The organism is Desulfomonilaceae bacterium (assembly GCA_041662605.1).
Classification (GTDB): Bacteria; Desulfobacterota; Desulfomonilia; order Desulfomonilales; family Desulfomonilaceae; genus CAJBEZ01.
In genome coordinates this window covers 40,779-65,426 of record JBAZSD010000011.1, presented here as the reverse complement: position 1 = coordinate 65,426, position 24,648 = coordinate 40,779, and the positions used below count along the sequence as shown (strand labels likewise).

Sequence of the window (24,648 nt, the reverse complement as noted above, 5' to 3'; positions counted from 1 at the left end):
TGAAATTGTTAGGCCAGTTGACAGAAAATTCAACACATTGCTTGCATATCACTTCTCCAGGAGACTATATTCTAAACTATGATAATTGGCCATCTTGCAATTGCGGGTATAGCGAAACAGACCTGGTTTGAAAAGGAGAATATACTCTTTTTATCTTTGGCCGCTTTCGGACCGGACCTCATAGATAAACCCGCAAACATGCTATTAGGATTACCGGAACGTGGTGTCAGCCATACCCTGATATTTTTTTTCGCCATGATTGCGATAGCGTTTCTCCTGAGAACCTGGCTGAAGCTTAGCTCCCGGACGCTAATCGCAGGAATAGCGATGTGGGGAACCCATCTAGTAGGAGATTTTTTGCAACTCCAAGTCCTATTTTGGCCCTTTGGGGGACACTGGGAGCCCAGTTCCAAATTTCATGTAGTTGAGAAACTGCTGCAATTCTACGTCGACAGATTGTATTTTGCGCAGTTCTGGATGGAAGTGGCATGCGTCACGACATTGTTGGCTCTCTTGCTTTCAAGATTATTTCTCCGAACATTCCCCCGACAAGAAATTCTTCCAGGATCGGAACTCCCACCTTCGGATGGTGACTGAATATTAAATAGTTTTTGATATAGGCCAATTGCTTTCTTTGTTCTCCCATTAGTGCACTCACCATTGGACCTGGATTCAGTGTGAACGGAGGCGCCAATGTCCAAAAAGCGGCTGCTGTCATCATTGAGATGGCTACGCTCTCTTGCCGATGTCGGCCCTCGCCGCCACCAGGAATTATCACAAGGATGGGCTGAAGTCGTTTGTGGACGTCGGGGATGGGAAGATCTGTATCGCCGTCGATGGCAATATGACAAAAAAGTCAGATCGACACACGGAGTCAACTGTACAGGATCTTGTTCGTGGGATGTTTTCGTAAAGGACGGCATAATAGTTTGGGAACTTCAGAACACTGATTATCCAGGATGCGGTCCCGATTTTCCCGATCATGAGCCTAGAGGTTGCCCTCGTGGAAGCTCATTTTCATGGTATACATATAGTCCGGTACGAGTCAAACACCCATACATACGCTCCACTCTCCTCGAAATATGGAAAGAAGCCAGGGAATATGAATCAGATCCTGTAAAAGCATGGGCAGCAATAGTAGAAGACCCATTCAAGAAAAAGAAATACCAGCAGTCAAGGGGTAAAGGGGGATTTGTAAGGGTTTCCACCAGTGAAGCCATAGAACTCATAGCCGCTTCTTTGGTCTATACCGTCAAGAAATTCGGTCCTGACCGGATTTTTGGTTTTTCGCCGATACCCGCTATGTCTATGGTTGGCTACGCCTCAGGTTCCAGATTCCTTTCGCTCATTGGAGCTTCTATGGCAAGCTTTTACGATTGGTACTGCGACCTGCCTCCGTCCTCTCCACAGGTATGGGGTGAACAGACGGATGTTCCAGAAAGCGCCGACTGGTTCGAGTCGACTTACATGATCGTGTGGGGAACCAATCTACCAATGACTCGTACACCCGACGCCCATTTCTTCTCTGAGGCCCGTTACCGAGGAGCAAAAGTGGTCGCAGTTTCACCAGACTACACTGAATATGTCAAATTCTCGGACACCTGGCTTCCTGCGAAGGCCGGCACGGATTCTGCCATGGCCATGGCGATGACATTTGTAGTGATCAAGGAATTCTATCTTGATCACCCGTCGGATTATTTCACGACCTATGCAAAGAGTTTTACCGATCTGCCGTTCGCCGTTCGTCTAAAACCGGATCTTGATGAATACGTTTCAGACCGTTTTCTTAGGGCGTCCGACCTTGGTTTGCCAACAAAAAAACCAGAATGGAAAACTGTTTATTTTGATACAAATTCCAGATCATTTGTTGCGCCAAATGGAACCATGGGCAGTCGGTGGGACGAAGAAGGCAGATGGAATCTGAAGCTGGAGGATTCGATTACGGGATCTGAAGTGAACCCGGCCCTCAGTTTTGCTGATGATAATGATCGATGGGTTTCCGTAAAATTTCCTTTCTTTGGCCTTGAAGGGTCAAAGATCAGGACAGGAACCGCGCCGGTCAAGAGAATTTTCGTACAGGGAGAAGAGATCCTTGTCACTACCGTCTTTGATTTAATGGTAGCTAACCTCGGAATTGAGCGTGAGCCTCTTGTTGACAACACTCGGGCTTACGATGATCCGAACCCCTATACACCGGCATGGCAGGAGGGGATAACAGGAGTGCCGGCTAACGATGTAATTGCAGTAGCCAGGGAATTCGCCGAGAATGCTGAGAAAACCCATGGAAAATCCATGATATTGTTGGGGTCTGGAACGAATCACTGGTTTCACTCTGACATGACCTATAGAACGATCCTCAACTTGACATCCCTTTGCGGTTGCCAGGGAGTGAACGGAGGTGGTTGGGCCCATTATACCGGTCAGGAAAAAGTTCGACCGCTCGTGGGCTGGTCAACGATCGCGTTTGGACTGGATTGGATTAGGCCACCACGTCAAATCAACGGGACGTCTTTCTTCTATTTTGCTACCGGACAGTGGCGGTATGATACTCTCGACGCAAGAAGCCTCGCTTCTCCTCTTGCTCCTTCCGATCTTCCGGAACATCCTGCGGACTACAATGTAATTTCCACTCGTATGGGCTGGTTGCCGAGCTATCCACAGTTCGATCAAAACCCTCTGGATCTTTGCATACAAGCGACCTCTGAGGGATGCGTAACAGATGAGGAAATTATCTCCAACATTGTTGGCAAGCTTAAGGACGGCCGATTGAGTTTTGCGGCCGAAGACCCTGACAACCCTGTAAATTTCCCACGTTTGCTGTTTATCTGGCGTTCCAATCTCCTGGGGTCAAGCGGAAAAGGACACGAATATTTCCTGAAAAACTTGTTGGGAACACATAGCTCCATATTGGGGCATGAAAGCAAATTGAGACCGAGAGAGATAAAATGGAGAGACCAGGCGCCGGAAGGTAAACTAGATCTTCTGGTGTCCTTGGACTTTCGTATGTCTACAAGCGATCTATATTCTGATGTGGTTTTACCGGCAGCGAGTTGGTATGAGATCCACGATCTCAGCACAACTGATCTCCACCCTTTTATTCACCCATTTAATCCTGCCATTGATCCACCGTGGGACACGAAAAGCGATTGGGACCATTTCTCTGCAATTGCTGCCAAGTTTTCGGAGCTATCCGGATCTCATCTCGGAGTCCGCAAGGATATTGTAGCAACCCCTCTACTCCATGATTCCCCAGGAGAAATCGCTCAGTCGCGTGTCCTGGATTGGAAAAAGGGAGAAGCGGAGCCCATACCAGGCAAGACGATGCCTAATCTGCAGATACTGACCCGTGATTTCCCAAACGCTCACAAAATGATGAACGCCCTCGGACCCATGCTCGTGGACGGAACCATTGGCGCAAAGGGCGTAACATGGAACCCCTCCCAGGAATACACGCGTCTGAGAAGCATCCTCGGGACGGTCAAAGATCCTGGATTAACATTCGGCATGCCGGAACTAAAATACAGCAAACAGGTGGCAGAGGCAATTCTCACTCTTTCGCCCGAGACGAATGGAAGTGTCGCTGTCAAGTCATGGACGGAGTTGGAGAAAAGAACAGGCTTAAAACTGGCTCATTTGAGCGCAGGCAGAGAAGAGGAAAAACTCACATTCTCCGACCTGACCGTTCAGCCCAGAAAAATAATGACCTCACCCACGTGGAGTGGTGTAGAGTCTGAAAATCGGAGATATTCCGCTTTTGTTATCAACTATGAGGAACGGGTTCCTTTTCGTACGCTCACGGGCCGAGCGCACTTTTATCTGGATCACGAATGGATGTTGGCATTTGGAGAGGGATTGCCGATTTTCCGTCCACCTCTCAACATGGATGCGCTGGGTTCTGTTCGTCTGGACCAGCGGGCCTCGAAAACGATAGTCTTGAATTATATTTCTCCTCATTCCAAGTGGTCCATTCATAGCACGTATGCGGAAACTCTGATTATGCTCACCCTGTTTCGCGGAGGCGCCACTATCTGGATGAACAACGAGGACGCCACTTCCGTCGACATCAAAGACAATGACTGGGTAGAGTGTTTCAATGTGAACGGCTTGACCGTGGCCAGAGCTGTGGTAAGTCACAGAATCCCAGTTGGAAAGGCTTTCATGTATCATGCTCAAGAAAGACTTATCGTCCCGGACTCGGAAATCTCAGGACAGACGTCGGGTGGCCACAACAGTGTGACTCGGATTGTTATGAAGCCGACTTTGATGATCGGCGCATACGCTCAGCTTAGCTATTCTTTCAACTATTATTGTCCCACAGGATCAGAGAGGGATGTGATCGTCGCAGTCCGAAAAGCCGAGGGGGTGAAGTGGCATGAAGATTAAAGCACAGATGGCCATGGTCATGAACCTCGACAAATGTCTAGGTTGCCACACTTGCAGCATCCCATGCAAACACGTGTGGACAGATCGAAAAGGCGCTGAGTATATGTGGTTCAACAACGTGGAAACAAAACCGGGAATTGGGTACCCGAAGAAATGGGAAAACCAGGAAATCCGAAAAGGAGGTTGGCATCTTCAGGACGGCGAGCTTCAGCTTAGGGCCGGCGGACGGCTGAAAAAGTTTGTAGGCATATTCCACAATCCTGATCTGCCAGACCTTGACGATTATTATGAACCGTGGACGTACGACTATGAAAAACTCACATCATGTCCTCCGAGTCAACACCAACCAACGGCAAGGCCAAGATCTCTGATAACTGGCCAAAATACCGAAATCAATTGGGGACCGAATTGGGAGGATGATCTTGCGGGTGTCCATGAAACCGGATTAGACGATGTTAACTTTGCTGGTATGGAAAAAGAGATTTATCTCAAATTTAAAAAAGTTTTCATGTTTTATTTACCCCGTATCTGCGAACACTGTCTCAATCCCGCATGTGTCGCGTCTTGCCCCTCAGGGGCTCTTTATAAGAGAGAAGAAGACGGTATCGTTCTGGTCGATCAGGAACGGTGCAGAGGTTGGCGCTATTGCGTTTCAGGTTGTCCGTATAAGAAAGTCTACTTCAACTGGTCGGAGGGTAGAGCTGAGAAATGCATTCTTTGCTATCCCAGAATCGAAAGTGGTCAACCTACACTTTGCGCTCAATCCTGCGTCGGCCGTATACGGTACCTGGGAATTTTGCTCTACGATGCCGACAGGATTAAGCAGGCCGCCTCTGTCCTTGATGATCAAGGAATTTATAAGGCTCATATTGAAACCCTTCTCAATCCCAATGACCCGGAGATCATTTGTGAAGCTCTAGATCAGGGCGTTCCAAAGAATTTTGTGGTGGCCGCTCAAAGATCGCCCGTATATAAATTGGCGGTTGAATGGAAACTGGCTTTTCCTCCTCACCCTGAATTCCGAACGCTACCAATGGTCTGGTACGTACCCCCATTGAGCCCACTGATCCAGGGGGTGGAAAATCAGGATACTGATGTAGAAAAGAACGATTTTATGCGCATTCCGTTCAGGTATTTGGCCAATTTGCTCACTGCAGGGGATGAGTCTCCTATCAGATTTGCCCTGAAGAAACTTATAAAGTTGCGCAAATTTATGAGATCAACTCGGGTCTCCGACAAGCCGGATTATAAGTCACTCGAGGAAGTGGAAATGACGGAAGTTGTAGCGAAAGAAATGTATAGACTCCTGGCTATTGCAAAATATGAAGACAGATTTGTAATACCTACTACAGCACGGCAGGAAACCGAAGACATGTATCAGGGTCGAGGTCGACTGGGCTTCCCTGCAAAATCCCTAAGGCCCGCGGAATAATCCGCTCTGATTTTTTTGACACACTTGGATTTGGATCATGAGATAATGCCAATTCAGCAAGACAAAAGAGCAATGTTCAGATTATTCTCGGCGCTTCTGAGTTATCCCGATGCGACGCTCATAGACTCATTAGAGGACTTTAGACGGGAGTGCGCAAGCTTTTCGGAATGCAACTCCACCTCAAAATTGAATCATTTCTTTGAAACCTTAGAAACGGTTCCCCTGATGGCGATTCAGGAATCATATACATCAGCCTTTGATTTCAGCGCTGACACTTGTCTTTACCTGACTTATCATGAACATGGAGAAACCTGCGAAAGGGGAGCTGCGCTGTCGAAGCTTCGACAACTATACAAGACCGAAGGTTATGAGCAGTTGAATTCCGAATTGCCGGATTACCTGCCCATAGTCCTCGAATTTCTATCCGTATGTTCGGATGAAACCGCCTCCATTGTATTGCGTAATCACATCTCTCATATCAGCATTCTGACTGAACGATTAAAACATATTAGGCATCCCTACGACTGCGTCATGGAAAGCCTTTTATTGTCATGCGGGGAATTGATTTCTGAAGGAGAGTAAATCAATGGAAAATTTATTCTATACACTGGCGTTCCTGGTTTTCCCTTATATTGCCTTGACCGTTTTTGCTCTCGGGCATTCCTATCGCTATCGTTCAGATATTTACCATTGGAATTCAAAATCAAGTGAATTGGTTGACCGTGACAATCTAAAGGTTGGGATCTCAATATTCCATTGGGGTATAATCTTCACCTTCTTAGGACATTTCTTTGGTTTGCTGACCCCTCAATTGGCCCTCGACAGGTTGGGTATTACTGCAGAGATTCATGATTTCATGGCCATTTACACAGGGATGGTGTTTGGCGCTATGGCGCTGTTAGGACTGTTGATTCTCCTTAGGAGAAGATTAATTAGACCTAGAGTTCGATCAACATCATCCATCAATGATGTAATTCTCCTAACGCTGTTGGTGTTCGTAGTGTTCATGGGCACATACAACACCTATTTTAAACGTTTTGACGTTTTGTCCACTATTGCGCCGTGGATACGGAGCATTGTGACTTTCCATCCAGATCCTCGTCTGATGATCGAGGTCCCGTGGTCTTACAAGATCCACATCCTGGCGGCGCTCACGTTGTTGGGATTTTCTCCATTCACACGGTTGGTTCATATATGGAGCATTCCCCTGACCTATTTTCTACGGCCATATCTTTCGTTTCGTAGAAGATTTGCGGACACCATTTAAGACCTTTCAAGCATTGACGTCAAATTGACTAAACTGCACAGATTATCTTCAATTGTACAAGAGCTTCCTCCTTCTTATTTCTCCATGGTCATGGCGACCGGGATAATTTCGATAGCCGCCGACCTGGTCGGATTCAGTGTCATTCCACAGGCTTTATTATGGCTTAACGTAGCGTTTTACGTTCTTCTGTGGCTATTCACAATTACCCGTATCGTGTTCTACTCCGGTCGATTCCTTGAAGACCTGAGTGATTTTAATCGAGGGGTCGGCTATTTGACCACAGTAGCAGCTACGTGCATTCTTGGGAGTCAGTTTGTCATCCTGGATAAAGCATATCAACTCGGGTTTGTGTTCCTTTGCGCTGCATGCTTCCTTTGGGGCTTTCTGATTTATTGGTTATTTACCGCTCTTATGGTCCGGAGCGACAAACCAGCGATTGAAGCGGGAATCAACGGGGCGTGGCTTCTCGCTACGGTCAGCGCACAGTCTTTATCTGTTCTTGCCGGGAGATTAGCTAATCAATTCCTGTCATATCGGGAATCTATTCTATTCTTTTCTCTTGGTATGTTCCTTGTAGGATGCGCATTGTATCTCATATTGATTACGTTAATCTTCTATCGGCTAATGTTTAAGGAATTGCTGCCGGAGAGATTCAGCCCGACTTACTGGATAAATATGGGCGCTCTCGCAATAAGCGCGCTTGCAGGCACGATCCTCGCCCAGAACGTTCATGGCCAAAGTATCCTGAGCCCATTTGCCCCGTTTGTGAACGGGCTCACTATAATGTGCTGGTCTATGGCCACCTGGTGGATTCCGATACTCTTGGTTCTCACATTATGGAGACACATCCATGGACGCGTCAGGCTTTCATACTCACCAGAATATTGGAGTCTAGTCTTCCCTCTAGGTATGTACACGGCCTGCACGGGCACGTTTTCTGAAACGTTTCAACTATATTTTCTATTGGTAATTCCACATTGTTTCATGTACCTCGCTTTTGCAGCGTGGCTAATGACGTTTTTTGGCCTAATCAAATTTATTAGTAATTTTTTGTTCAATGACGGAGTGGTTAATGCCCCAGAAGAAAACAATATTAAGTGAAATGAGGAAAAAAGAGCGTGAAGTTCGCAGGAACCTTATAATAGACGCCTCAATTCGACTGTTTGCAAAGCAAACTTTCAATAAGGTGGGAATACGCGATATAGCCGCTGAGGCCGGACTTTCACCGACTTCAATCTACAGATACTTTTCGAACCGCGATGATCTTTTCGTGGAGGCGCTGTGGAGAGAAGCTAAAAACATAGAACAGGAAATTCGACGTTTAAAGGACTCTGAAACAGGAGTTTCAATCGAGCAAATCGCATCAGCCTTTGTGGATTATTTGCTCGAACACGCGACTTTTTTTGAAATGATGACTCATTTCATGATTACTGGAAAAATAGGCGAGAAAGCTTTGGAAAAGTTTAACGAGGCCGAGAAGAAACTCCTGGATGTTTTCGACGAGATTTTCCTAAGTGTTGGCGCAAAAGGGGATATTCGGTTATTTTCCCACGCCTTTTTCGCCTCGCTTAACGGAATTTTGATTACGTTTCAGAATTATCCTGGTCGGACTGCGGAAGATACTCGGAAACACGCTTTAAGATTAGCTTCGATCATTTCAATGATTTTCAGGAAAGGGGTTACTTGAGTATGGGCGTCTTTGAGATCTATTTTCTCCGTCAAGGCAACCCCTTTCAGAACAATCAGTCCAAAATTAGAAACTATTTTGACGCTTTCAGGACGTTCTTGAGGATTTTGCCTACCGGGTTCTTGGGCAATCCATCCACGAAACGGACTTCTCTTACACACTTGAACGAGGCAAGTTTTTCCTTGCACAAACGTACAATGTCCTCGGTTTCAACCGACGTTCCGGTCTTCTTGACAACATAAGCGGCAGGAATCTCTCCCCACTTGCTATCCGGAATTCCGACGACCGCCACTTCCGCGACTGCAGGGTGCGTAATTATCACAGCCTCCAACTCTGCGGGATAGATATTCTCTCCGCCGCTGATGATCATGTCTTTCAACCGATCTACAACGGAAAAATATCCGTCTTCATCGACCACGCCAAGATCTCCTGAACGATACCATCCATCCATGAAGGCTTCACGGGTGGCTGTTGGGTTGTCCCAGTATCCCTTGAAAACGATTGGCCCCTTACAAAGGATTTCGCCGACTTCGCCGGCCATTTTCTCTAGTCCCGTTTGAGGGTCAACGATCTTTAGCTCGGAGTAGAATATGGGTTTGCCATGAGTGTGACTTTTCTCCAACGGCATGTTATGGAGCCAGAAAGTCACCCCACCTGAAAACTCGGTGATGCCGTACACCTGCTGCACTTTGATCCCTAATTCAAGGTACGCCCGAATGAGAGATTCAGGCACAGCCGACGCTCCACATATTAACCACTTGAGGCTGGACGAATCTATTTTTGTCGCTCGGGCAACCATCAGCATCGCTTGAAGCATTAGAGGCACAGACATCATGGAGGTGATTTTCTCTTGCGCTATTGCGGCCCATACAGATTTAGGATCAAAGTTCGGGACGAATATAGTCGTCGCTCCTTTGTGCAGATTGGTTACCAGTGGAGCAAAGCCTCCGATGTGAAAAAGTGGCGCGACCAGGAGAAAACGATCGCCATAATTCCAGTCCAACGTATGAGAAAGCGTTAGAGAAGACCACAAGAGATTATTGTGAGTGAGAGTCGCCCCTTTAGGTTTACCCGTGGTGCCTGACGTGTACATGATTATTGCAGGATCATCTCCGCCACCAATTAGTGTGGGTTCAGAAGCCGGTTGTTCAGAGATCGCCGCTTCAAACTCAACATCCTGGCCTTCTCCGCCCTTCCGCACATAGATCCTGGCAGGAATTGTCGTCTTCAACTGGTCTACCGTTTCTTGAAATTCCGCATCGTATACCAGGAATGAAGCCTTACAATTGTTTAGAATGTACTCCAGTTCAGGTTTCTGTAATCGCCAGTTCAGCACTACAGCGATGGCCCCAATTTTGGCCGAAGCGTAAATTGCTATGCCCAAATGTTCATTGTTCTTGCACAGGATGGCCAGCCGCTCTCCGGGCGCTATATTCTTTTGTTTCAAATACGCTGCAAAACGATTTACTCTTGAATTGACCTCACAGAAAGAGTACCGATAACCTTCACCTACAAAACCCTCGTCATCAGGCGTGAGCCGCGCTCTGTGAATGAGGGTTTCCCCAATGTTAAAGTCCATGATCTTCCTCCGTTGACGTCTTGACTAAAACTTTTCACGCATTTATAAACTGGACAGCGCATTGGCCACCGGCGTCTTTTGCGGGTTGAGGATGGGAGCCCTACCCACTTCGTCCAATGCCTGCTGTTGATACAGTTTGAACAGTTCGTCACAGTACATTTCCCATGCAATGGCCCGTTCTATTGCGCCCGGTTCAAGATCGAAGAATGATGGCCCCTCGAGAAAATCTCTAAGCCTTGTGGAAAGGTCATCCACGGTTTTCCGGGAAACTCCGTGGAGGACCGATCCTATGAATTCCTCAGGGGGGTACCAGTCAGAAACACGTTGTATGTCTCGATAAACCTGCATCAGTAGAACATTGCGGGGCCCTTCCCACAATTCGTTAACGGTAGCGTCGCGGAATAGCCGTGGCAAAGATGAAAAGTCTTCTATCACACCATGACCGCCGAATATGGACATGGCCTTTCGAATTGCGTCCACCGCATCGTAAGCCGACACCAGTTTCTGTAATATAATCAACTCTCTTAGATTGAATCGTTGCTTTCTTGTTTCTATGGGCTCTTTGGACCCCAAACCGGCTTGAAGCTTACCACCAAGACGAATGAAAAGATCATAGACCTTAAAGGCTCCGGCAGTAGTTCGTTGAGCAGCGTCGACAAGATCTCGAAGTTGTCCGGCGCCAAGTGGCCACTCACAGATTTTCTTGCCAAAAACATCTCGGAACTGACCATAAAGGATAGACTCTCGAGCCGCTCGCGTCACAGCCGATGCGCTTGAGATCGCCACGGCAATTCGCGACAATGTGAGTACAATGCCAACGGCGTTGGCCACGCCGCGGTTGGTAGGGCCAACAGCGTAAGCCACAGCCCCATCATATTCTATCTCAGCGGTCGGCAATTCTGAGGTTCCCATCTTCCATTTCAAACGATTGATCCGATGCCCATTTCTATTCTCATGGGACTTTTCCGCAGGTAACCACGAAGGCACGATGAATGTGCCCACTTCTTCGCTACCCGTGACTTTCGCTGTAATAACACTATAATCCGAGTGTGCGGCTGAACAGAAAAATTTGGTTCCATATACCTTATAATGGTCACCGTGAGGTTCGGCTTCGAGTAGATTGGCCGGAATATCTGACCCACCCTGGATTTCAGTCATGAATTGAGCGCCTATACCAAAATCACCGTCAATTCCCTCTTTGCAATGCTGAAGGATTCTTTCCAGCTCTGTCTGCCTTCCTTCAGGAAACTCCTCGATTAGCGCTATTAGTCCTTCAGTGCACGCTATCGGACACACGACACATGATTCGCCTATCTGGTGAAGGAGGAATCGTTTTATAAAACGTGCCCACTGATTAGTCTTGAACGAGAATAAAGCTTCCCCAAAAGTCTCTTTTTCAAGCGTCCTTGTTTGCTCGGGCCGGACTAACCTGTCTATCCGGTGATTGTGAGCGTCATAATGCTCTATGTACGGTCTCAATTCCGGTCCCGCTATATTATCTGCCAATTCCCGCCATTTCCCTGAGACCTTCAGAGAAAATTCAGCGACCTCATCGTGCAGGTCAGGCATCAAATCAGAGCAATAGTGATTGATGATCTTGATCAGAAAGGGATCATCGAGATAGAAATCAACCGAGTATAGATTCTCCAGGAATTCATCGAACGAATATGGATTGCGCCTGTCGGGAAGACTCATCGGATCTGCCTCCTTTTTGAAGCCTAACTAGGTCCCAGAAACTTGGTATCTTATGAATAACCAAGACTATCAGAGAACAATGTTTCCTGTAAAGAACATTGTTTCATAATCTGAGGCCAAAATGACAGGATGTCGTCCGCCCCGTTGCCCTGCGCCAAACCACTCAACTGAGGGCTCATCTAATTGTAAAAAACCCCTTTCCTGCTTTATGGCCAAATATGCTTAGGACATGCTTACGCTTATCTGTTAAGGTGCACGGGTAGCCGCCTGTAGCTTACAGGCTTCATATACTACAACTGAAAGGAATGGCCATGATCAAGGTTACCTGCTTTGGCGGGGCAGGGTCAGTGACCGGCTCAAATTATCTCCTCGAAACATCGGATGGAAGAAAGCTCATAGTAGATTGCGGGTTGTTCCAAGGCGCCAAGGATATGGAACTTCGCAACTGGGAACCCTGGGGTTACGAACCCAAGGCTATAAAAAATTTGATCCTTACTCATGCCCACATTGATCATAGCGGGCGTATTCCCAAGTTTGTAAAAGACGGTTTCAACGGCAGGATCATAACTTCGCCACCCACAGCGGAATTATGTCAGGTCATGCTACTTGATTCCGCTCATGTTCAGGAAATGGAAGCGGAATGGAAAACCAGAAAAAACAGCAGACGCGCTAGGACAGGCTCTACTCCTCTTTACACAACCAAGGACGCAACGGAAAGCCTCAAGTTTTTTGTCCCGTTCGAACTGGATAAAATCTTTGATGTAGAACCCGGAATCAAGGCCAGACTGCGAAACGCGGGACATGTCCTCGGCTCATCGATAGTTGAGTTATGGGTTCAGGACGAAGGAAGCCAAACCAAAATAGTTTTTTCAGGGGACCTCGGGAAGCACGATCAACTAATTGTAAAGGACCCATCCGAAATCTCGGAAGCGGACGACCTCTTTATCGAATCGACCTACGGCGACCGTCTTCACAGAAATTTTCAAGACAGCAAAGCCGAATTCCTGGAAGCGATACACTACGCTCTTTCCAATCGAGAAAAGGTCATCATCCCAGCTTTTGCCCTGGAAAGGACTCAGGAGGTTCTCTATCTGCTCGGAGAATTTTTACGATCTGGACAAATCCCCAACATACCAATCTACCTTGACAGTCCTCTAGCCATAAAGGCCACCGAAATTTTCAGAAATAACAAACAGTATTATGACCAGGCCACTCAAGCAATTGTGGAACAGGGTTTCGATCCATTCAGCATGCCGAACCTTAAACTGACCCCGTCCACACAAGATTCTATGAAAATAAACGAGGTTAAAGGATCAGCTATTATTATCTCGGCCAACGGAATGTGTTCAGCGGGTAGAATTAAACATCACCTGAAACACAATTTGTGGCGACCTGGAGCAAGTATCATTATTGCGGGCTTCCAGGCCCAGGGAGCCACTGGTCGCCAAATTGTGGACGGCGCCAAGACCGTTACGATCTTCGGGGAAAAAGTGGCTGTGAAGGCCAAAGTCTTCACCATCGGGGGCTTGTCGGCTCACGCCGACCAGGCGGATCTCCTTGCATGGGTCGGCCATTTTGCCGGCAAATCAAAGCCCAGAGTTTTCGTGACACACGGAGAACCGAGATCAAGCAACGCTCTCGCAATCAAGATCAGGGAACAATGGGGATTGGATGCTTACGTTCCTCAATGGCGTGAAGTCTTAAGACTTGATCATGTTGAAGCTGCCCATGAGATAGTCCCCGGTCCCATTGCCAAGGATTTCAGCCGTGAGATGCTGTCTGTTACAGCGGATATCGAAGCTGAGATCGCAAAGTTGAAAGAGCGACTTTCCCTTTATGGCAAAAAGATTTCTGAAGATGATCTTGACAGGTTGAAGGATATTAAAGAGGATTTGCAGACCGTTATTGTAGGATAGATTTCCGGAATCGCTCGAGATGGTATAAATCCTGGCAATGAATGGAAGACTTTTCATTTAATACGACCTGACTCCACGGCGACGAAGTGGATGTCAGGTCGATGTACATTGTCTCTCTATACCTATTTCAGGTTTCTAAGACGAACGTCCACTCCCTGCGCGCCTTTCATCAGATTTGTCAGCTTGGACAAATCAGTATCGCCAGTATGGTAAGGATACAAAATCTTCGGTTTGAAGGTCTTGACAGCGTCATCGACCATTTCCGGCGTCATTGTGTATGGCAAATTCATGGGTAGAAAAGCAATGTCAATGTCTTTAAGACTTTTCATTTCAGGCGTGTTTTCCGTATCGCCGGCAACGTAGACCCGTTTGTCCCCGAAAGTAAAGACATACCCGTTACCTACTCCTTTTGGATGATAGGGTACGCCAGGGGCCCTCATGTGAACCATGTTATAAGCGGGAACAGCCTCTATCTTAACGCCGTAAACGGTTTTCGTATCGCCGTTATGCATTATGATTCCACCAGGAACTGTCTGGGCGCACTTCTCAGTAAGGACGACGACAGTATCCTTTGTTCGAATCTTCTTGATTGCGTCCGGGTCAAGATGATCCGCGTGTTCGTGAGTAAGGATGATGGCGTCCGCCTTCGGCAGTTTAGAATAATCAGCCAACTTGCCCCACGGGTCCACGTGGAATATTTTCCCGGCATAGTTGAACATTAGGGTCCCATGTCCAATAAAAGTGATCTTGAGGTCCCCTCCGGATGTTTTGATCGTATCAGTCTGAAAGTCTTGTTTGGCGATAGCCGTCGTAACCACCAGGAAAAACATTAGTAGAAAGATTGAGTATACTCTGGTCACTGAATACCTCCTTGAAAAAACAGGTGTTGCAATCCATATATCAAGTTTGTGTCTTGACTAGGGCTCGGTGTTCATACGGACACGGTGAAAAGGTCTAACGCGGGCCCGTTCAAAAAATCACCACATTTGATTCAAAGCCCAACACCAGTCCAGCCTTCTCTATTGAGCAGGATTTGTCGTCGCCGGCTGGTCTTCCTGGGCTGGTGGCTCCGTGAGTCTCACCAGGAACCACTGTTCAGTCCGAGACTTACCCAGATGCACCAATACATCGGTTTGATCCTGAGTGAGGTTGTAAATCCCTGTCTCCATTATTACAGCGTTGTTATTGTCATCAGCGAAAGTCCAAACAGCTCTCTGAGACTGCTTGTCGACCATTCCTTTAATCGGTTTGGTCGTGTCGTTTTCCGTATTGTAGTACGTTCCCTGAATGGCGCCGTCTTTGTTAACCGCAAGTTGCAGAACCATGTTCGATGCTTTAGTAGCGTCCTGAGTCAATGCGAACACGCCCAAGGGCATCCACTGGGCTGCCTCGTCTTGGACCTCAGGTGCCGTGGAAACTATCTGAACAGCCTGGTCATAATATTCAACAGCAGAGCAAATACGACGACCATTCAGATAGACATAGTCATTATCGTAATAGAAATTGGAGCCATAATCGTAGTACAGAGGAGGTCCCCAATTCCAGACAACCCATGAGCTTAGCGCGACCCATGTGGCCGGACGCCACCAGTAATTCCACGGGTGGTTAGGCCATATATGATTATGCCAGTAATACTGATTCAGATTGGAGTGTCTAGCCCACCAGTTCTTGTTAAACATGTTGTGGTAGCGGTGGGAATAGTTGTCCCTAATGTGTTGGGCCGCCTGGGGGTTCAGTTTCTGACCCTGATGGCCTCCCTTCATCGGCATGTAACCTACAGCGTCATGAGCGCCTGGGCCCCTACCCTTGTTCAAAAAATGATCCAAAGCCACTGCTCCGGCGGCTCCTCCGAGAGCGGCAGCGCCCACTTTACCCATACCAGGGCCGGGCTGCCGGCCGATATTTTGCTTGGGCAAGTTAAGAAATTGCTGCACTCTTTCTTGGCTCGGTTTGTTCTTGAAGCCTTGCCCAGCCTGAGGATGAACCCCCTGAACCGGCGTCCTGTTTCCGCCAGGTCTGGTATCCCTTTGAGGTCTGAAAGACTGCGGATTGACTACCCGGTTTTGACCCGAAAGATTAGGTTGGGAATATCCTCCACCCCGATGCTTGATATTCATTTGAGGCTGGAAAGTTTGGGGTTGACCTGATCTTTGTTGACCCGAAAGATTAGGCTTGGAATAGCCTCCACCCCCCGGTTTAACGTTCATTTGCGGCTGAAAAGTCTGGGGACTGACTGCTCTTCTTTGACTGGAAACATTGGGTTTTGAATATTCGCCTCCCCTTGGTTTGGAAAATTGGCCGGCCGGTTGAGGCCTGTTAACAGCAGGGTTTCTCACAGACGGCGTAGCCTGCCTTGTTCCTCCCCCACCGTGTTGACGAACAGCGCCGACATTTCCTCCTGGACCTTTGCCTTCACCAGGGCCACGAGCCACAACATCACTGATTGATAAAGCCAAGATTGATAAGAGAGTAATTATCATGTAAGGCATTCTTTTCATGCCGATCCTCCATCTACGGTTCAATTCCGAATCTAGTAATGTTACCTGTCAACGCCCTGGTTCTCGCGAATAAAATAAGCCTCTCTCCCTGATTGTTCAATAGAGACGATTTTCTTGGCAAAAAACACCTTGGGCTAATGAGTTCCTGCAGAGTTCTGTCTTACCCAACGGCTTTCTAAATCAGCCCAAAAAGAACGCGGGTTCCCATTACTGCAAGGAGAACTGCGAACACCTGTTTCAACCTTTTTACCGGGAGTCTATGAGCCAGTTTAGCTCCTAGAGGCGCTGTGAGCACGCTTGCGCAAACAATCCCCGCAAAGGCTGGTAGGTAAACGTATCCCAATGAGAAGTTGGGCAGATTTGGAGCATGTAAACCCGAATAAATGTACCCTATGGTTCCGGAAATGGCTATTGGGAAACCAATGGCGGCGGATGTCCCTATAGCGACGTGCGCAGGCACGTTGCGCCAAATCATAAACGGCGCCGATAGGCTGCCTCCACCTATTCCCACAAAACTAGATACGGCCCCGATAATATTTCCCACTCCAAACATACCGAGCTTACCCGGAAGGCCCCTTGACGCATTAGGGTTACGATTCAGGACCATTTGGATCGCCACAAAGTAGAGAAAAATCACAAAAAAGACGCTCAGAAACGCAGTGGACAAGCGGGCAGCGACACACGACCCCAAAAACGTCCCGACAAGGATCCCGAGTACGATTCCCCTAAAAATATCCCAACGTACCGCCCCAACCCGATGATGAGCCATGAAACTGGAAATAGAAGTAAACATGATACTGGCCATCGAGGTTCCCAGAGCCAAATGCATGATCTGTTCATAGGACACCCCTTGACCACTAAAGCAATATACAAGCATAGGAACAATCACCAGGCCTCCTCCTACTCCAAGCAGACCAGCAAGTATCCCCGCAACCACCCCCACCAGCGCATAAGTAATCAAAAGCGTTATCATTATAATTCCTATTTGTTAGTTTTCTTCAACTTATCTCCAAATTGGGGGTGAAATTTAAATTACAAGTAATATTGACTATAGGTTTATGCTTTGATACGTCGTTTACCATTAACACATATAGTCGAATCTTCTTTTGGGGCCACCAGTCCCATCCATGTTTCTATCATTGAATGAAAATGTTATCACAACTCCATGACAAGCTGAACCAAGATCACCAAGGTATTTATGTTTTGCTTTTGGTCCATATCATCTCGATTAAGTTGTTCAAAGGCGTCACATTATGATTGTCCTACATGCAGGAATAGATTCAAAGCGCCTCCTATTGTGGGGAGAAACCTCCGATTCCCGGAAAAGTAACGGAACTCTCTCAGCAGCAGCCGATCGGGCGACTGACGAAGAGCGTAAATATTCCTTCGATCTAGGGTCGAAATGGCTGATTGACATAATCAAGGGAGCCCCCTGGAGTTTACAGCCTGACCGAAAACGATTGGATCAAATGGCTGCGTGGCTTCCGACCAGAGGAAATAAGCCCATCCCGAGTCCTCTTATCGCTGACGGGTCTAACTCACGTGGTAAACCAAAACTTGAACCTTGGCTCGTGACTACTTATAAACTCAGGGCTGATGAAATCATAGATTTGCTCTGTTGCTGCGTTCAAAAGAAAACTATTGTTCCTGGGGTCGTGATTGGGGATGACCTGGCCTTCTGGTCCGAGGCGTTGCGTTTCGCAGGCGGTTTAGTTGCGGCCCAGCGATACCTGCCGCAAGTCATAATGGAAAATGAAGAGTTTCACGCCAAATGGAAGCCGATGTTCTCCGCTGAGGATTCAGAGCGTCTGAACCGTCTTGCCAATCATATGCCTCCGGTCGCCCGCTCTCTGACCTCTCCTGGCTCGACTAATCCACCTCAGGTCAACAAACTGAATGAATTGAGACGTTTTCTGAGTGACACGATGGACCATCTGGTTAGGGTTTCTGATTCCGGCAGATTCGCAAGCGCAAGGAAGTCTGGAAACAAGTCTTTTGACAGTGTTCATGACGCATGGCTTCACTCGTTACAATCTCCAAACAGTTTGATTCATGGTGAAGCAAATGAACTGAGGCGACTTTGGACGCAGGTTCGTGACTGGAATCGACCAATAGCGATTGCCGAGTTATCGCCCTTTCGTCTTTGCTTCCGACTGGAGGAACCGACTCCTGCGGAGACGATGCTGAAGAATCGTCGTATTATCCATGATGAGAAATGGCGCGTACATTATTTAATCCAATCATGCGCTGATCCTAGCCTTATTATCCCAGTTGAAGACGCTTGGAAACCCAAGCCCAAAATGTTGTCAGCTCTCAAAACAAACCCTTCCGACCTTCGGGAGTATCTTCTGTTGTCTTTGGGCCAGGCTGGAAGTATAAGCTCGAATATCGAGAAAAGCCTAAAATCCACTCAGCCGGATGGCTACACCCTGGATACCGTTGAAGCGCACGAATTTCTTACAGAAAAAGCTGTATTGCTTAAACATTCCGGATTTACAGTCATGTTTCCGGGCTGGTGGACCAGGTCCGGGACAAAAGAAGGGCTATCACTAAGGGCTACTGTAAGAAGCCCGAAATTAAAGGTCTCAAGTGGTTTATCCCTGGGAGCTATAGTTGATTTCGATTGGGAAGTCGCCCTTGGTGGCGTCAAACTAAGTCTCCCCGAATTGAAAGCTTTGGCTAAATTAAAATCTCCCCTGGTTCAGTTGCGCGGACAATGGGTAGAAGTCAACGTAGAAGAAATCCAGGCGGCTGTTGATTCGTGGAAAAAGAAAGAATTATCTAAAACAACAGTGGGCGATCTGATCAAAATGGCTGTTGGAGCAAAAGATTCTCCTCCTGGGTTCGAGTTTGGAGGAGTTACCGCTACGGGTTGGGTCGGCAATCTTCTTAAGCAACTAGAGGGAAACTCCCCATTAGACCAGCTATCTCCGGCCGACACCTTCAATGGAACACTTCGACCTTATCAGACACGAGGTTTTTCCTGGCTCGCTTTTTTGGCCAAAATGGGAATGGGCGCATGCCTCGCTGATGATATGGGACTTGGCAAAACCGTGCAAACGTTGGCGCTTATACAGCGCAATCGATTTTACAAAGAACATCGGCCCGTGTTGCTCGTGTGTCCTACTACAGTGGTGAACAACTGGCAAAAGGAGGCATCCAGATTCACTCCACAACTCCCCGTTCTCGTTCATCATGGTATCGGCAGAAACAAGGAAGACGCATTCAAGAAACATGTCATGAGTCATGCAATGGTCATCATGAGTTACGGGCTACTCCATCGTGACCTCAAGTTCCTGCAGGAAGTAGATTGGGCAGGGCTCGTTCTCGACGAAGCTCAAAACATCAAGAACCCGGAAACTAAACAGGCCAAGGCGGCTAGATCTTTAAAAGCGGACTACCGAATCGCCCTTACAGGGACACCAGTAGAAAACAACATTGGCGATTTATGGTCCATTATGGAATTTCTAAATCCAAATTTTCTTGGAACACAAACGGAGTTTAAGCGAAAATTCTTTGTTCCTATTCAGGCTGAACATAGCGAGGCAGCCACTGAGCGACTTAAACGTATAACCGGGCCATTTATTCTTAGACGGCTAAAAACGGACAAAACCATTATTTCGGACCTTCCTGAAAAACTTGAGATGAAGGTATTGTGTCCTCTGACAAGAGAGCAGGCGTCTCTTTACACAGCAGTGATCAAAGAAACTGAAGACGCTCTGAAATCCTCTCAAGGCATCCAGCGAAAAGGGCTCGTCCTGGCCACCCTTTCAAATCTAAAACAGGTATGCAACCATCCGGCCCAGTTCCTTAAGGACAACTCTTCCATCCCTGGGCGTTCCGGCAAGTTGTCACGACTTACTGAAATGCTGGAGGAAATCCTAGAAGTTGGCGAAAAGGCATTGGTTTTCAGCCAGTATGCGGAAATGGGTAAACTATTGCAGAAGTATTTGATGGAAACATTTGGCCGAGAGGCCCTTTTCCTTCATGGCGCTGCGACAAAAACTCAGAGGGACCGGATGGTCGAACGTTTCCAGGATAGCGCAGAAGGACCAGCCATCTTCATTTTATCGCTCAAAGCCGGCGGAACAGGCCTTAACCTCACAGCGTCAAACCATGTTTTTCACTTTGACCGATGGTGGAACCCGGCTGTAGAGAATCAGGCTACGGATAGGGCTTTCCGTATTGGCCAGATTCGAAATGTGCAAGTTCACAAGTTCGTCTGCGCAGGGACCGTTGAAGAAAGGATTGACGACATGATTGAAAAAAAGAAAGAACTCTCGGACAAAGTTGTAGGCGCCGGGGAAGGATGGCTTACAGAGTTATCTAACGAAGATTTGAAAGAACTGTGGAAACTTCGCAAAGAAGCTATAGGAGATTAAGATGAGTCGCTGGGACTATTATGGTAACTATACGCCTTCCGTCCCGATCCAAGTCAAAGGCGGCGTAAAACCCCAGAACAAACGGGGGGCATTCGGGCAAAGCTGGTGGGCTAAACGCTGGATATCCGTTCTCGAGAGTTTCAACATTGGGGCCAGGCTCCAACGCGGGAGGTCTTACGCCCGTCGTGGCCAAGTAGCGTCCATAGATATCTCAAAAGGTTTAGTGACCGCTAAGGTCCAAGGTTCGAGGAAAACGCCATATTCTGTAATTATAAATATCAAGACTATTTCTAAATCGGAATGGGGAAAAATCTCAGCGGCCCTGTCCGGTCAGGCGTTTTTCATCGCCAAGTTGCTAGCCGGTGAAATGCCCGAGAACATTGAGGACATCTTCAAAGAGGTCAACATCAGCCTTTTTCCGAACAAATTAAAAGATATCGAGACTAATTGTTCGTGCCCTGACTGGTCCAACCCCTGCAAGCATATCGCCGCAGTGTATTACCTACTGGGTGAGGAGTTCGACCGGGACCCTTTTTTGATTTTCACTTTAAGGGGCATGGCTCGCGATGAAATTCTTGCGATGACGGACATTTCATCGGTTTCGGATGAAATCGCTCTGGATGAATGCCTGACTGGTCCCGATCAGCAAGAGGAAACCGTAACCCTGCTCCCGCCAGAACCGCTCCCTTGTGACCCAGAATCGTTCTGGCGACCGGTGAAGCCCAAGGAATCGGATACCGGAGTGGTCTCTATCCCAACAATCCCAGGGGCGCAGGCCAGGAAACTCGGCGGTTTCCCTCTCTGGCGTGGGCAGGAAAATTTTCTGGAGTCCCTGGAAAAGATCTACAACCAGGCTTCACCAATCGGGCTCCAAGTATTTCTCGGTGAAACTCGAACCGAAGAATGAAAAAAACGGTTTATAGTCTAGAATCTTTAAATTGATCGTGGCTCCGCGTGAAGTATGCTTTACTATAAGCGTCTGGTTTAAATCTGACAGGAGGTTACTGAAACGATGAAACGTCTATTTGTTTTATTATTGACAATATGTATGAGTCTTGCAGTGGCGCACGTTACATGGGCGGCCGAGATCAAGGATACCGAGTCCACATCCCACGGAGAGGACGCCTCAGCTCACAGCATAGTCAATACATACACGTTTCCAGGATTCAAGGTCATTCAATTTGTGTTACCAGTCCTGTCAATCTACTCGTACATGTTGATCAGCGACGGTCAAGCGCTGATTATAGACCCAGTCAGAGACATTTCCTTCTATCTTGATACAGCCAAGAAAGAAGGGGTGGCCATTAAGGGCGTCTATTTGACACATTCTCACGCTGATTTTGTGGCGGGTCACACTGAGATGGTTAAATCGACGGGGGTCCCAATTTATCAGAGCCACAAGTCCGGTGTTACATACCCGTTCAAAGCGTTAGATGAAAATACTACGCTGCAAATTGGCCAGGCCACTTTGAAATTCATGGATACGCCCGGGCACACACCGGACGGAATGTGCTGCGCCGTTTATTCCAAGGATCAACCTGATTCGCCCAAGTTACTTTTCACTGGAGACGTACTGTTTGCCGGCAGTGTCGGCCGACCGGACCTCATGGGGGGAACCATTTCCGCTGCATGGCTTGCCGGCGCCATGTACGATTCCTGGACAAATAAAATAAGTAGGCTCCCGGACGATGTTATGATTTTGCCGGCCCACGGGGCAGGATCCCTTTGTGGGGCTCATCTGAGCGATGAACCTAGTTCCACTATAGGTAAAGAAAGAAAAACGAATTCTTACCTCCAACACACCAAGAAGGGTGAGTTCGTAGCGGCCCTCCTGGAAGGACTTCCCGAAGCCCCTCAGTATTTTGGCCATAACGCCAAAATGAATCGTGAAGGGCCGGCCCTGGTAAACTGGACAGCGGCGGTCCAAGCGCAGCTTCATCCCTCAAAAGATCTTACGGACCCGGATAAATATTATGTTGTGGATATCAGAGACGCCAAGGCGTACGCTGAAGGACACATACCAAACTCTGTGAATATTGCCCTTAGGGGCCGATTTGAAACCTGGGTGGGAACAATCGTTCCATGGGGAGCTAAACTTGTTCTGGTCGGCTCTCCCGAAGATCTTAATGAAGCGCTTTTCAGGCTCCATCGAGTAGGATACACGGCTGATGTTTTAAGTTTAGATTCATGGAAAACAGCTAGCCTGCCAATCAGCGCCGGCTCCCCTATAACTCCACAGGAACTCCACTCGTCAATGCTGAAAGGCGACGCTCCTCTGGTGGTGGACGTCCGTTTACCTTCCGAATGGATGGGGCTTAGAATTGGAACAGTTCTCAATCTTCCGTTAAACAAACTTGCGCAAACATCGAGCCTCTTGGATCCGATGGAACCAGTCGTAGTTGTATGTAATTCCGCTTATCGTTCGAGCATGGCGGCTGGGATACTGGAACGCAACGGCTTCACGAAACCGAGAAATCTTGAGGGTGGCAGTGAAGCGTGGATAAAAGCCGGCCTACCGGTTTATGAATCCTCTAACGGTGGACAAGTTTTAAAGGCCGGAAATGTTAAGGCGCCTGCGGGTGTAGAAAAGTCTCCAGAGGCGGACGAGACGAAAACCGCTCCTGCTGACAAGGCAATCCCTACCAAAGCAGCTCCGAAAAAACCGAATGTCGGATGTTAATAAAGCGGTCACTTAGTCACAACTCTGGTGTTTGCTAATTTTTTCGGGTCTATGCAGTTTCCGGCTTTGCTATTTCACAAAAGGTTAGAGGACGGTTTCCAGAAAACGGAGAGTTCGGGTCTCTGACCAATACTCTCCGTCTTTGTTGGACGCCATGAACCCCACGTGCCCCCCATGCTTCGGGATCTCCAGGAACAGGTTAGTATTCGATTCGGCCTCTTCTGTGGGGTAGCACGATCCGGAAAGAAATAGATCATCTGAAGCGTTTACCAACAAAGTTGGGATTGCTATTTTTCGGAGAAACTGCAGGCTTGAAGATTTCTCATAATAATCGAAGGCATCCTTGAATCCGTGCAGAGGGGCTGTGTATCGGTCATCAAACTCCTTCAGGGTCCTCATTGCTTCATATCCGCTGATGTCAATTTTTGCGGGATCCATCACAGCCTTTGCCTTCATTTTTTCGTACAGCATTCGAAGAAATCTCTTCAGGTAAAGACGATTCGACAATGAGCTTATTCGAAGTGAGGACGCTTTCAGATCACAAGGTACGGACATCGTCACCGCCGCTGCGACCGGAAAAGAAATATTGTGTCCCTGCTCTCCAAGGTACTTAAGGATCACATTTCCCCCCAGACTGAACCCCACGAGAGCCAAATCAGAATATTCTCCCGAGGCTGTTACATGACGAATCACAGTCTGCAGGTCTTCGGTTTCTCCGCTGTGATACATGCGCAACTTCCTGTTCGGCTCACCGCTGCATCCCCTGAAATTCATAGCTAGAGCGTCCCAGTTTTTCCGATTCAACGCTTTAACCATTCCCATTATGTAAGATCGGGTGGAGTTCCCCTCCAAGCCGTGAAGCACAATGGCCATTCGTTTAGAACCAACCCTTGACCAATCCAGATCAAGAAAATCACCATCAGGGGTCTCGATTCGTTCACGACAGTAGGTTACTCCCGAAACCTTTCTAAAAAGTGTAGGAACTACAGTCTGAATGTGAGGATTTGAGCAAAACAGGGGAGCTTTATATTCGGATTGTATTAACGGCATGCAGAGTAAGCCTCCATGCCTCATACTACCATTCACGGCTCCGCAAAACAATCGCCCGAAGGTTGTAATGTTTGGAAAC

17 protein-coding genes are annotated in these 24,648 nt (G+C 47.7%); 11 read left to right on the top strand and 6 right to left on the bottom strand.

What is annotated here, in order from left to right:
• Window positions 1–78: 78 nt before the first annotated feature.
• From WC647_10650 to WC647_10620, 7 genes are all read left to right on the top strand, one after another.
• Complete coding sequence (locus WC647_10650) at window positions 79–597, top strand: metal-dependent hydrolase (protein ID MFA6222758.1); 519 nt, start codon at window positions 79–81, stop codon at window positions 595–597.
• A 96-nt stretch (window positions 598–693) separates the two neighbouring features.
• On the top strand, window positions 694–4,383 hold the full coding sequence (locus WC647_10645; protein ID MFA6222757.1) for a nitrate reductase subunit alpha: 3,690 nt from the start codon (window positions 694–696) through the stop codon (window positions 4,381–4,383).
• Entirely contained in the window at window positions 4,373–5,815 is a 1,443-nt protein-coding gene (gene narH / locus WC647_10640; GenBank protein ID MFA6222756.1) for a nitrate reductase subunit beta, read from the top strand. The genes WC647_10645 and narH overlap by 11 nt, the downstream gene beginning before the upstream one ends.
• 45 nt (window positions 5,816–5,860) lie before the next feature.
• Window positions 5,861–6,397, top strand: coding sequence for a nitrate reductase molybdenum cofactor assembly chaperone (gene narJ / locus WC647_10635; protein ID MFA6222755.1), 537 nt, complete (start codon window positions 5,861–5,863; stop codon window positions 6,395–6,397).
• A gap of 4 nt (window positions 6,398–6,401) precedes the next feature.
• Complete coding sequence (gene narI, locus WC647_10630) at window positions 6,402–7,082, top strand: respiratory nitrate reductase subunit gamma (GenBank protein MFA6222754.1); 681 nt, start codon at window positions 6,402–6,404, stop codon at window positions 7,080–7,082.
• Window positions 7,083–7,106: 24 nt separating this feature from the next.
• Entirely contained in the window at window positions 7,107–8,183 is a 1,077-nt protein-coding gene (locus WC647_10625) for a tellurite resistance/C4-dicarboxylate transporter family protein (GenBank protein MFA6222753.1), read from the top strand.
• Window positions 8,155–8,769 (top strand): TetR/AcrR family transcriptional regulator, encoded by a 615-nt coding sequence (locus WC647_10620; GenBank protein ID MFA6222752.1) that lies wholly within the window; start codon window positions 8,155–8,157, stop codon window positions 8,767–8,769. The genes WC647_10625 and WC647_10620 overlap by 29 nt, the downstream gene beginning before the upstream one ends.
• A 73-nt stretch (window positions 8,770–8,842) precedes the next feature.
• Here the strand turns inward: WC647_10620 and WC647_10615 are convergent, their stop codons facing one another.
• The gene (locus WC647_10615; GenBank protein ID MFA6222751.1) at window positions 8,843–10,348 is read right to left on the bottom strand and encodes a long-chain fatty acid--CoA ligase; all 1,506 of its coding nucleotides are present in this window, start codon (window positions 10,346–10,348) and stop codon (window positions 8,843–8,845) included.
• A gap of 42 nt (window positions 10,349–10,390) precedes the next feature.
• Window positions 10,391–12,043: an acyl-CoA dehydrogenase family protein gene (locus WC647_10610; protein ID MFA6222750.1), complete on the bottom strand. Its 1,653-nt coding sequence runs from the start codon at window positions 12,041–12,043 to the stop codon at window positions 10,391–10,393.
• Window positions 12,044–12,354: 311 nt separating this feature from the next.
• Here WC647_10610 and WC647_10605 point away from each other — a divergent pair, with 311 nt between their 5' ends.
• Window positions 12,355–13,959 carry an MBL fold metallo-hydrolase gene (locus WC647_10605; GenBank protein ID MFA6222749.1) on the top strand — a complete coding sequence of 535 codons (1,605 nt, stop codon included), beginning with the start codon at window positions 12,355–12,357 and terminating at the stop codon, window positions 13,957–13,959.
• Window positions 13,960–14,081: 122 nt separating this feature from the next.
• Here the strand turns inward: WC647_10605 and WC647_10600 are convergent, their stop codons facing one another.
• The 3 genes from WC647_10600 to WC647_10590 form a co-directional block, all read right to left on the bottom strand.
• Entirely contained in the window at window positions 14,082–14,819 is a 738-nt protein-coding gene (locus WC647_10600) for an MBL fold metallo-hydrolase (GenBank protein ID MFA6222748.1), read from the bottom strand.
• A 159-nt stretch (window positions 14,820–14,978) separates the two neighbouring features.
• Complete coding sequence (locus WC647_10595) at window positions 14,979–16,457, bottom strand: hypothetical protein (GenBank protein ID MFA6222747.1); 1,479 nt, start codon at window positions 16,455–16,457, stop codon at window positions 14,979–14,981.
• A 175-nt stretch (window positions 16,458–16,632) separates the two neighbouring features.
• Window positions 16,633–17,430 carry a sulfite exporter TauE/SafE family protein gene (locus tag WC647_10590; GenBank protein ID MFA6222746.1) on the bottom strand — a complete coding sequence of 266 codons (798 nt, stop codon included), beginning with the start codon at window positions 17,428–17,430 and terminating at the stop codon, window positions 16,633–16,635.
• A 280-nt stretch (window positions 17,431–17,710) separates the two neighbouring features.
• Between WC647_10590 and WC647_10585 the strand changes: the two genes are divergently transcribed.
• The 3 genes from WC647_10585 (at window position 17,711) to WC647_10575 (ending at window position 23,519) form a co-directional block, all read left to right on the top strand.
• Window positions 17,711–20,839: a DEAD/DEAH box helicase gene (locus tag WC647_10585; GenBank protein ID MFA6222745.1), complete on the top strand. Its 3,129-nt coding sequence runs from the start codon at window positions 17,711–17,713 to the stop codon at window positions 20,837–20,839.
• A gap of 1 nt (window position 20,840) precedes the next feature.
• Complete coding sequence (locus WC647_10580; GenBank protein MFA6222744.1) at window positions 20,841–21,746, top strand: SWIM zinc finger family protein; 906 nt, start codon at window positions 20,841–20,843, stop codon at window positions 21,744–21,746.
• Between the two features lie 105 nt (window positions 21,747–21,851).
• On the top strand, window positions 21,852–23,519 hold the full coding sequence (locus WC647_10575) for a rhodanese-like domain-containing protein (GenBank protein ID MFA6222743.1): 1,668 nt from the start codon (window positions 21,852–21,854) through the stop codon (window positions 23,517–23,519).
• Between the two features lie 84 nt (window positions 23,520–23,603).
• Here WC647_10575 and WC647_10570 read toward each other — a convergent pair whose 3' ends face one another.
• Window positions 23,604–24,569, bottom strand: a complete 966-nt coding sequence (locus WC647_10570; GenBank protein MFA6222742.1) for an alpha/beta fold hydrolase — start codon at window positions 24,567–24,569, stop codon at window positions 23,604–23,606.
• Between the last annotated feature and the right edge of the window lie 79 nt (window positions 24,570–24,648).

Bases quoted from the DNA above. Each gene is read 5' to 3' on its own strand.
- WC647_10650 (MFA6222758.1), top strand. From the start codon at position 79: ATGATAATTGGCCATCTTGCAATTGCGGGTATAGCGAAACAGACCTGG.
- WC647_10645 (MFA6222757.1), top strand. From the start codon at position 694: ATGTCCAAAAAGCGGCTGCTGTCATCATTGAGATGGCTACGCTCTCTT.
- narH (MFA6222756.1), top strand. From the start codon at position 4,373: ATGAAGATTAAAGCACAGATGGCCATGGTCATGAACCTCGACAAATGT.
- narJ (MFA6222755.1), top strand. From the start codon at position 5,861: ATGCCAATTCAGCAAGACAAAAGAGCAATGTTCAGATTATTCTCGGCG.
- narI (MFA6222754.1), top strand. From the start codon at position 6,402: ATGGAAAATTTATTCTATACACTGGCGTTCCTGGTTTTCCCTTATATT.
- WC647_10620 (MFA6222752.1), top strand. From the start codon at position 8,155: ATGCCCCAGAAGAAAACAATATTAAGTGAAATGAGGAAAAAAGAGCGT.
- WC647_10615 (MFA6222751.1), bottom strand. From the start codon at position 10,348: ATGGACTTTAACATTGGGGAAACCCTCATTCACAGAGCGCGGCTCACG.
- WC647_10610 (MFA6222750.1), bottom strand. From the start codon at position 12,043: ATGAGTCTTCCCGACAGGCGCAATCCATATTCGTTCGATGAATTCCTG.
- WC647_10605 (MFA6222749.1), top strand. From the start codon at position 12,355: ATGATCAAGGTTACCTGCTTTGGCGGGGCAGGGTCAGTGACCGGCTCA.
- WC647_10595 (MFA6222747.1), bottom strand. From the start codon at position 16,457: ATGAAAAGAATGCCTTACATGATAATTACTCTCTTATCAATCTTGGCT.
- WC647_10590 (MFA6222746.1), bottom strand. From the start codon at position 17,430: ATGATAACGCTTTTGATTACTTATGCGCTGGTGGGGGTGGTTGCGGGG.
- WC647_10585 (MFA6222745.1), top strand. From the start codon at position 17,711: ATGATTGTCCTACATGCAGGAATAGATTCAAAGCGCCTCCTATTGTGG.
- WC647_10580 (MFA6222744.1), top strand. From the start codon at position 20,841: ATGAGTCGCTGGGACTATTATGGTAACTATACGCCTTCCGTCCCGATC.
- WC647_10575 (MFA6222743.1), top strand. From the start codon at position 21,852: ATGAAACGTCTATTTGTTTTATTATTGACAATATGTATGAGTCTTGCA.
- WC647_10570 (MFA6222742.1), bottom strand. From the start codon at position 24,569: ATGCCGTTAATACAATCCGAATATAAAGCTCCCCTGTTTTGCTCAAAT.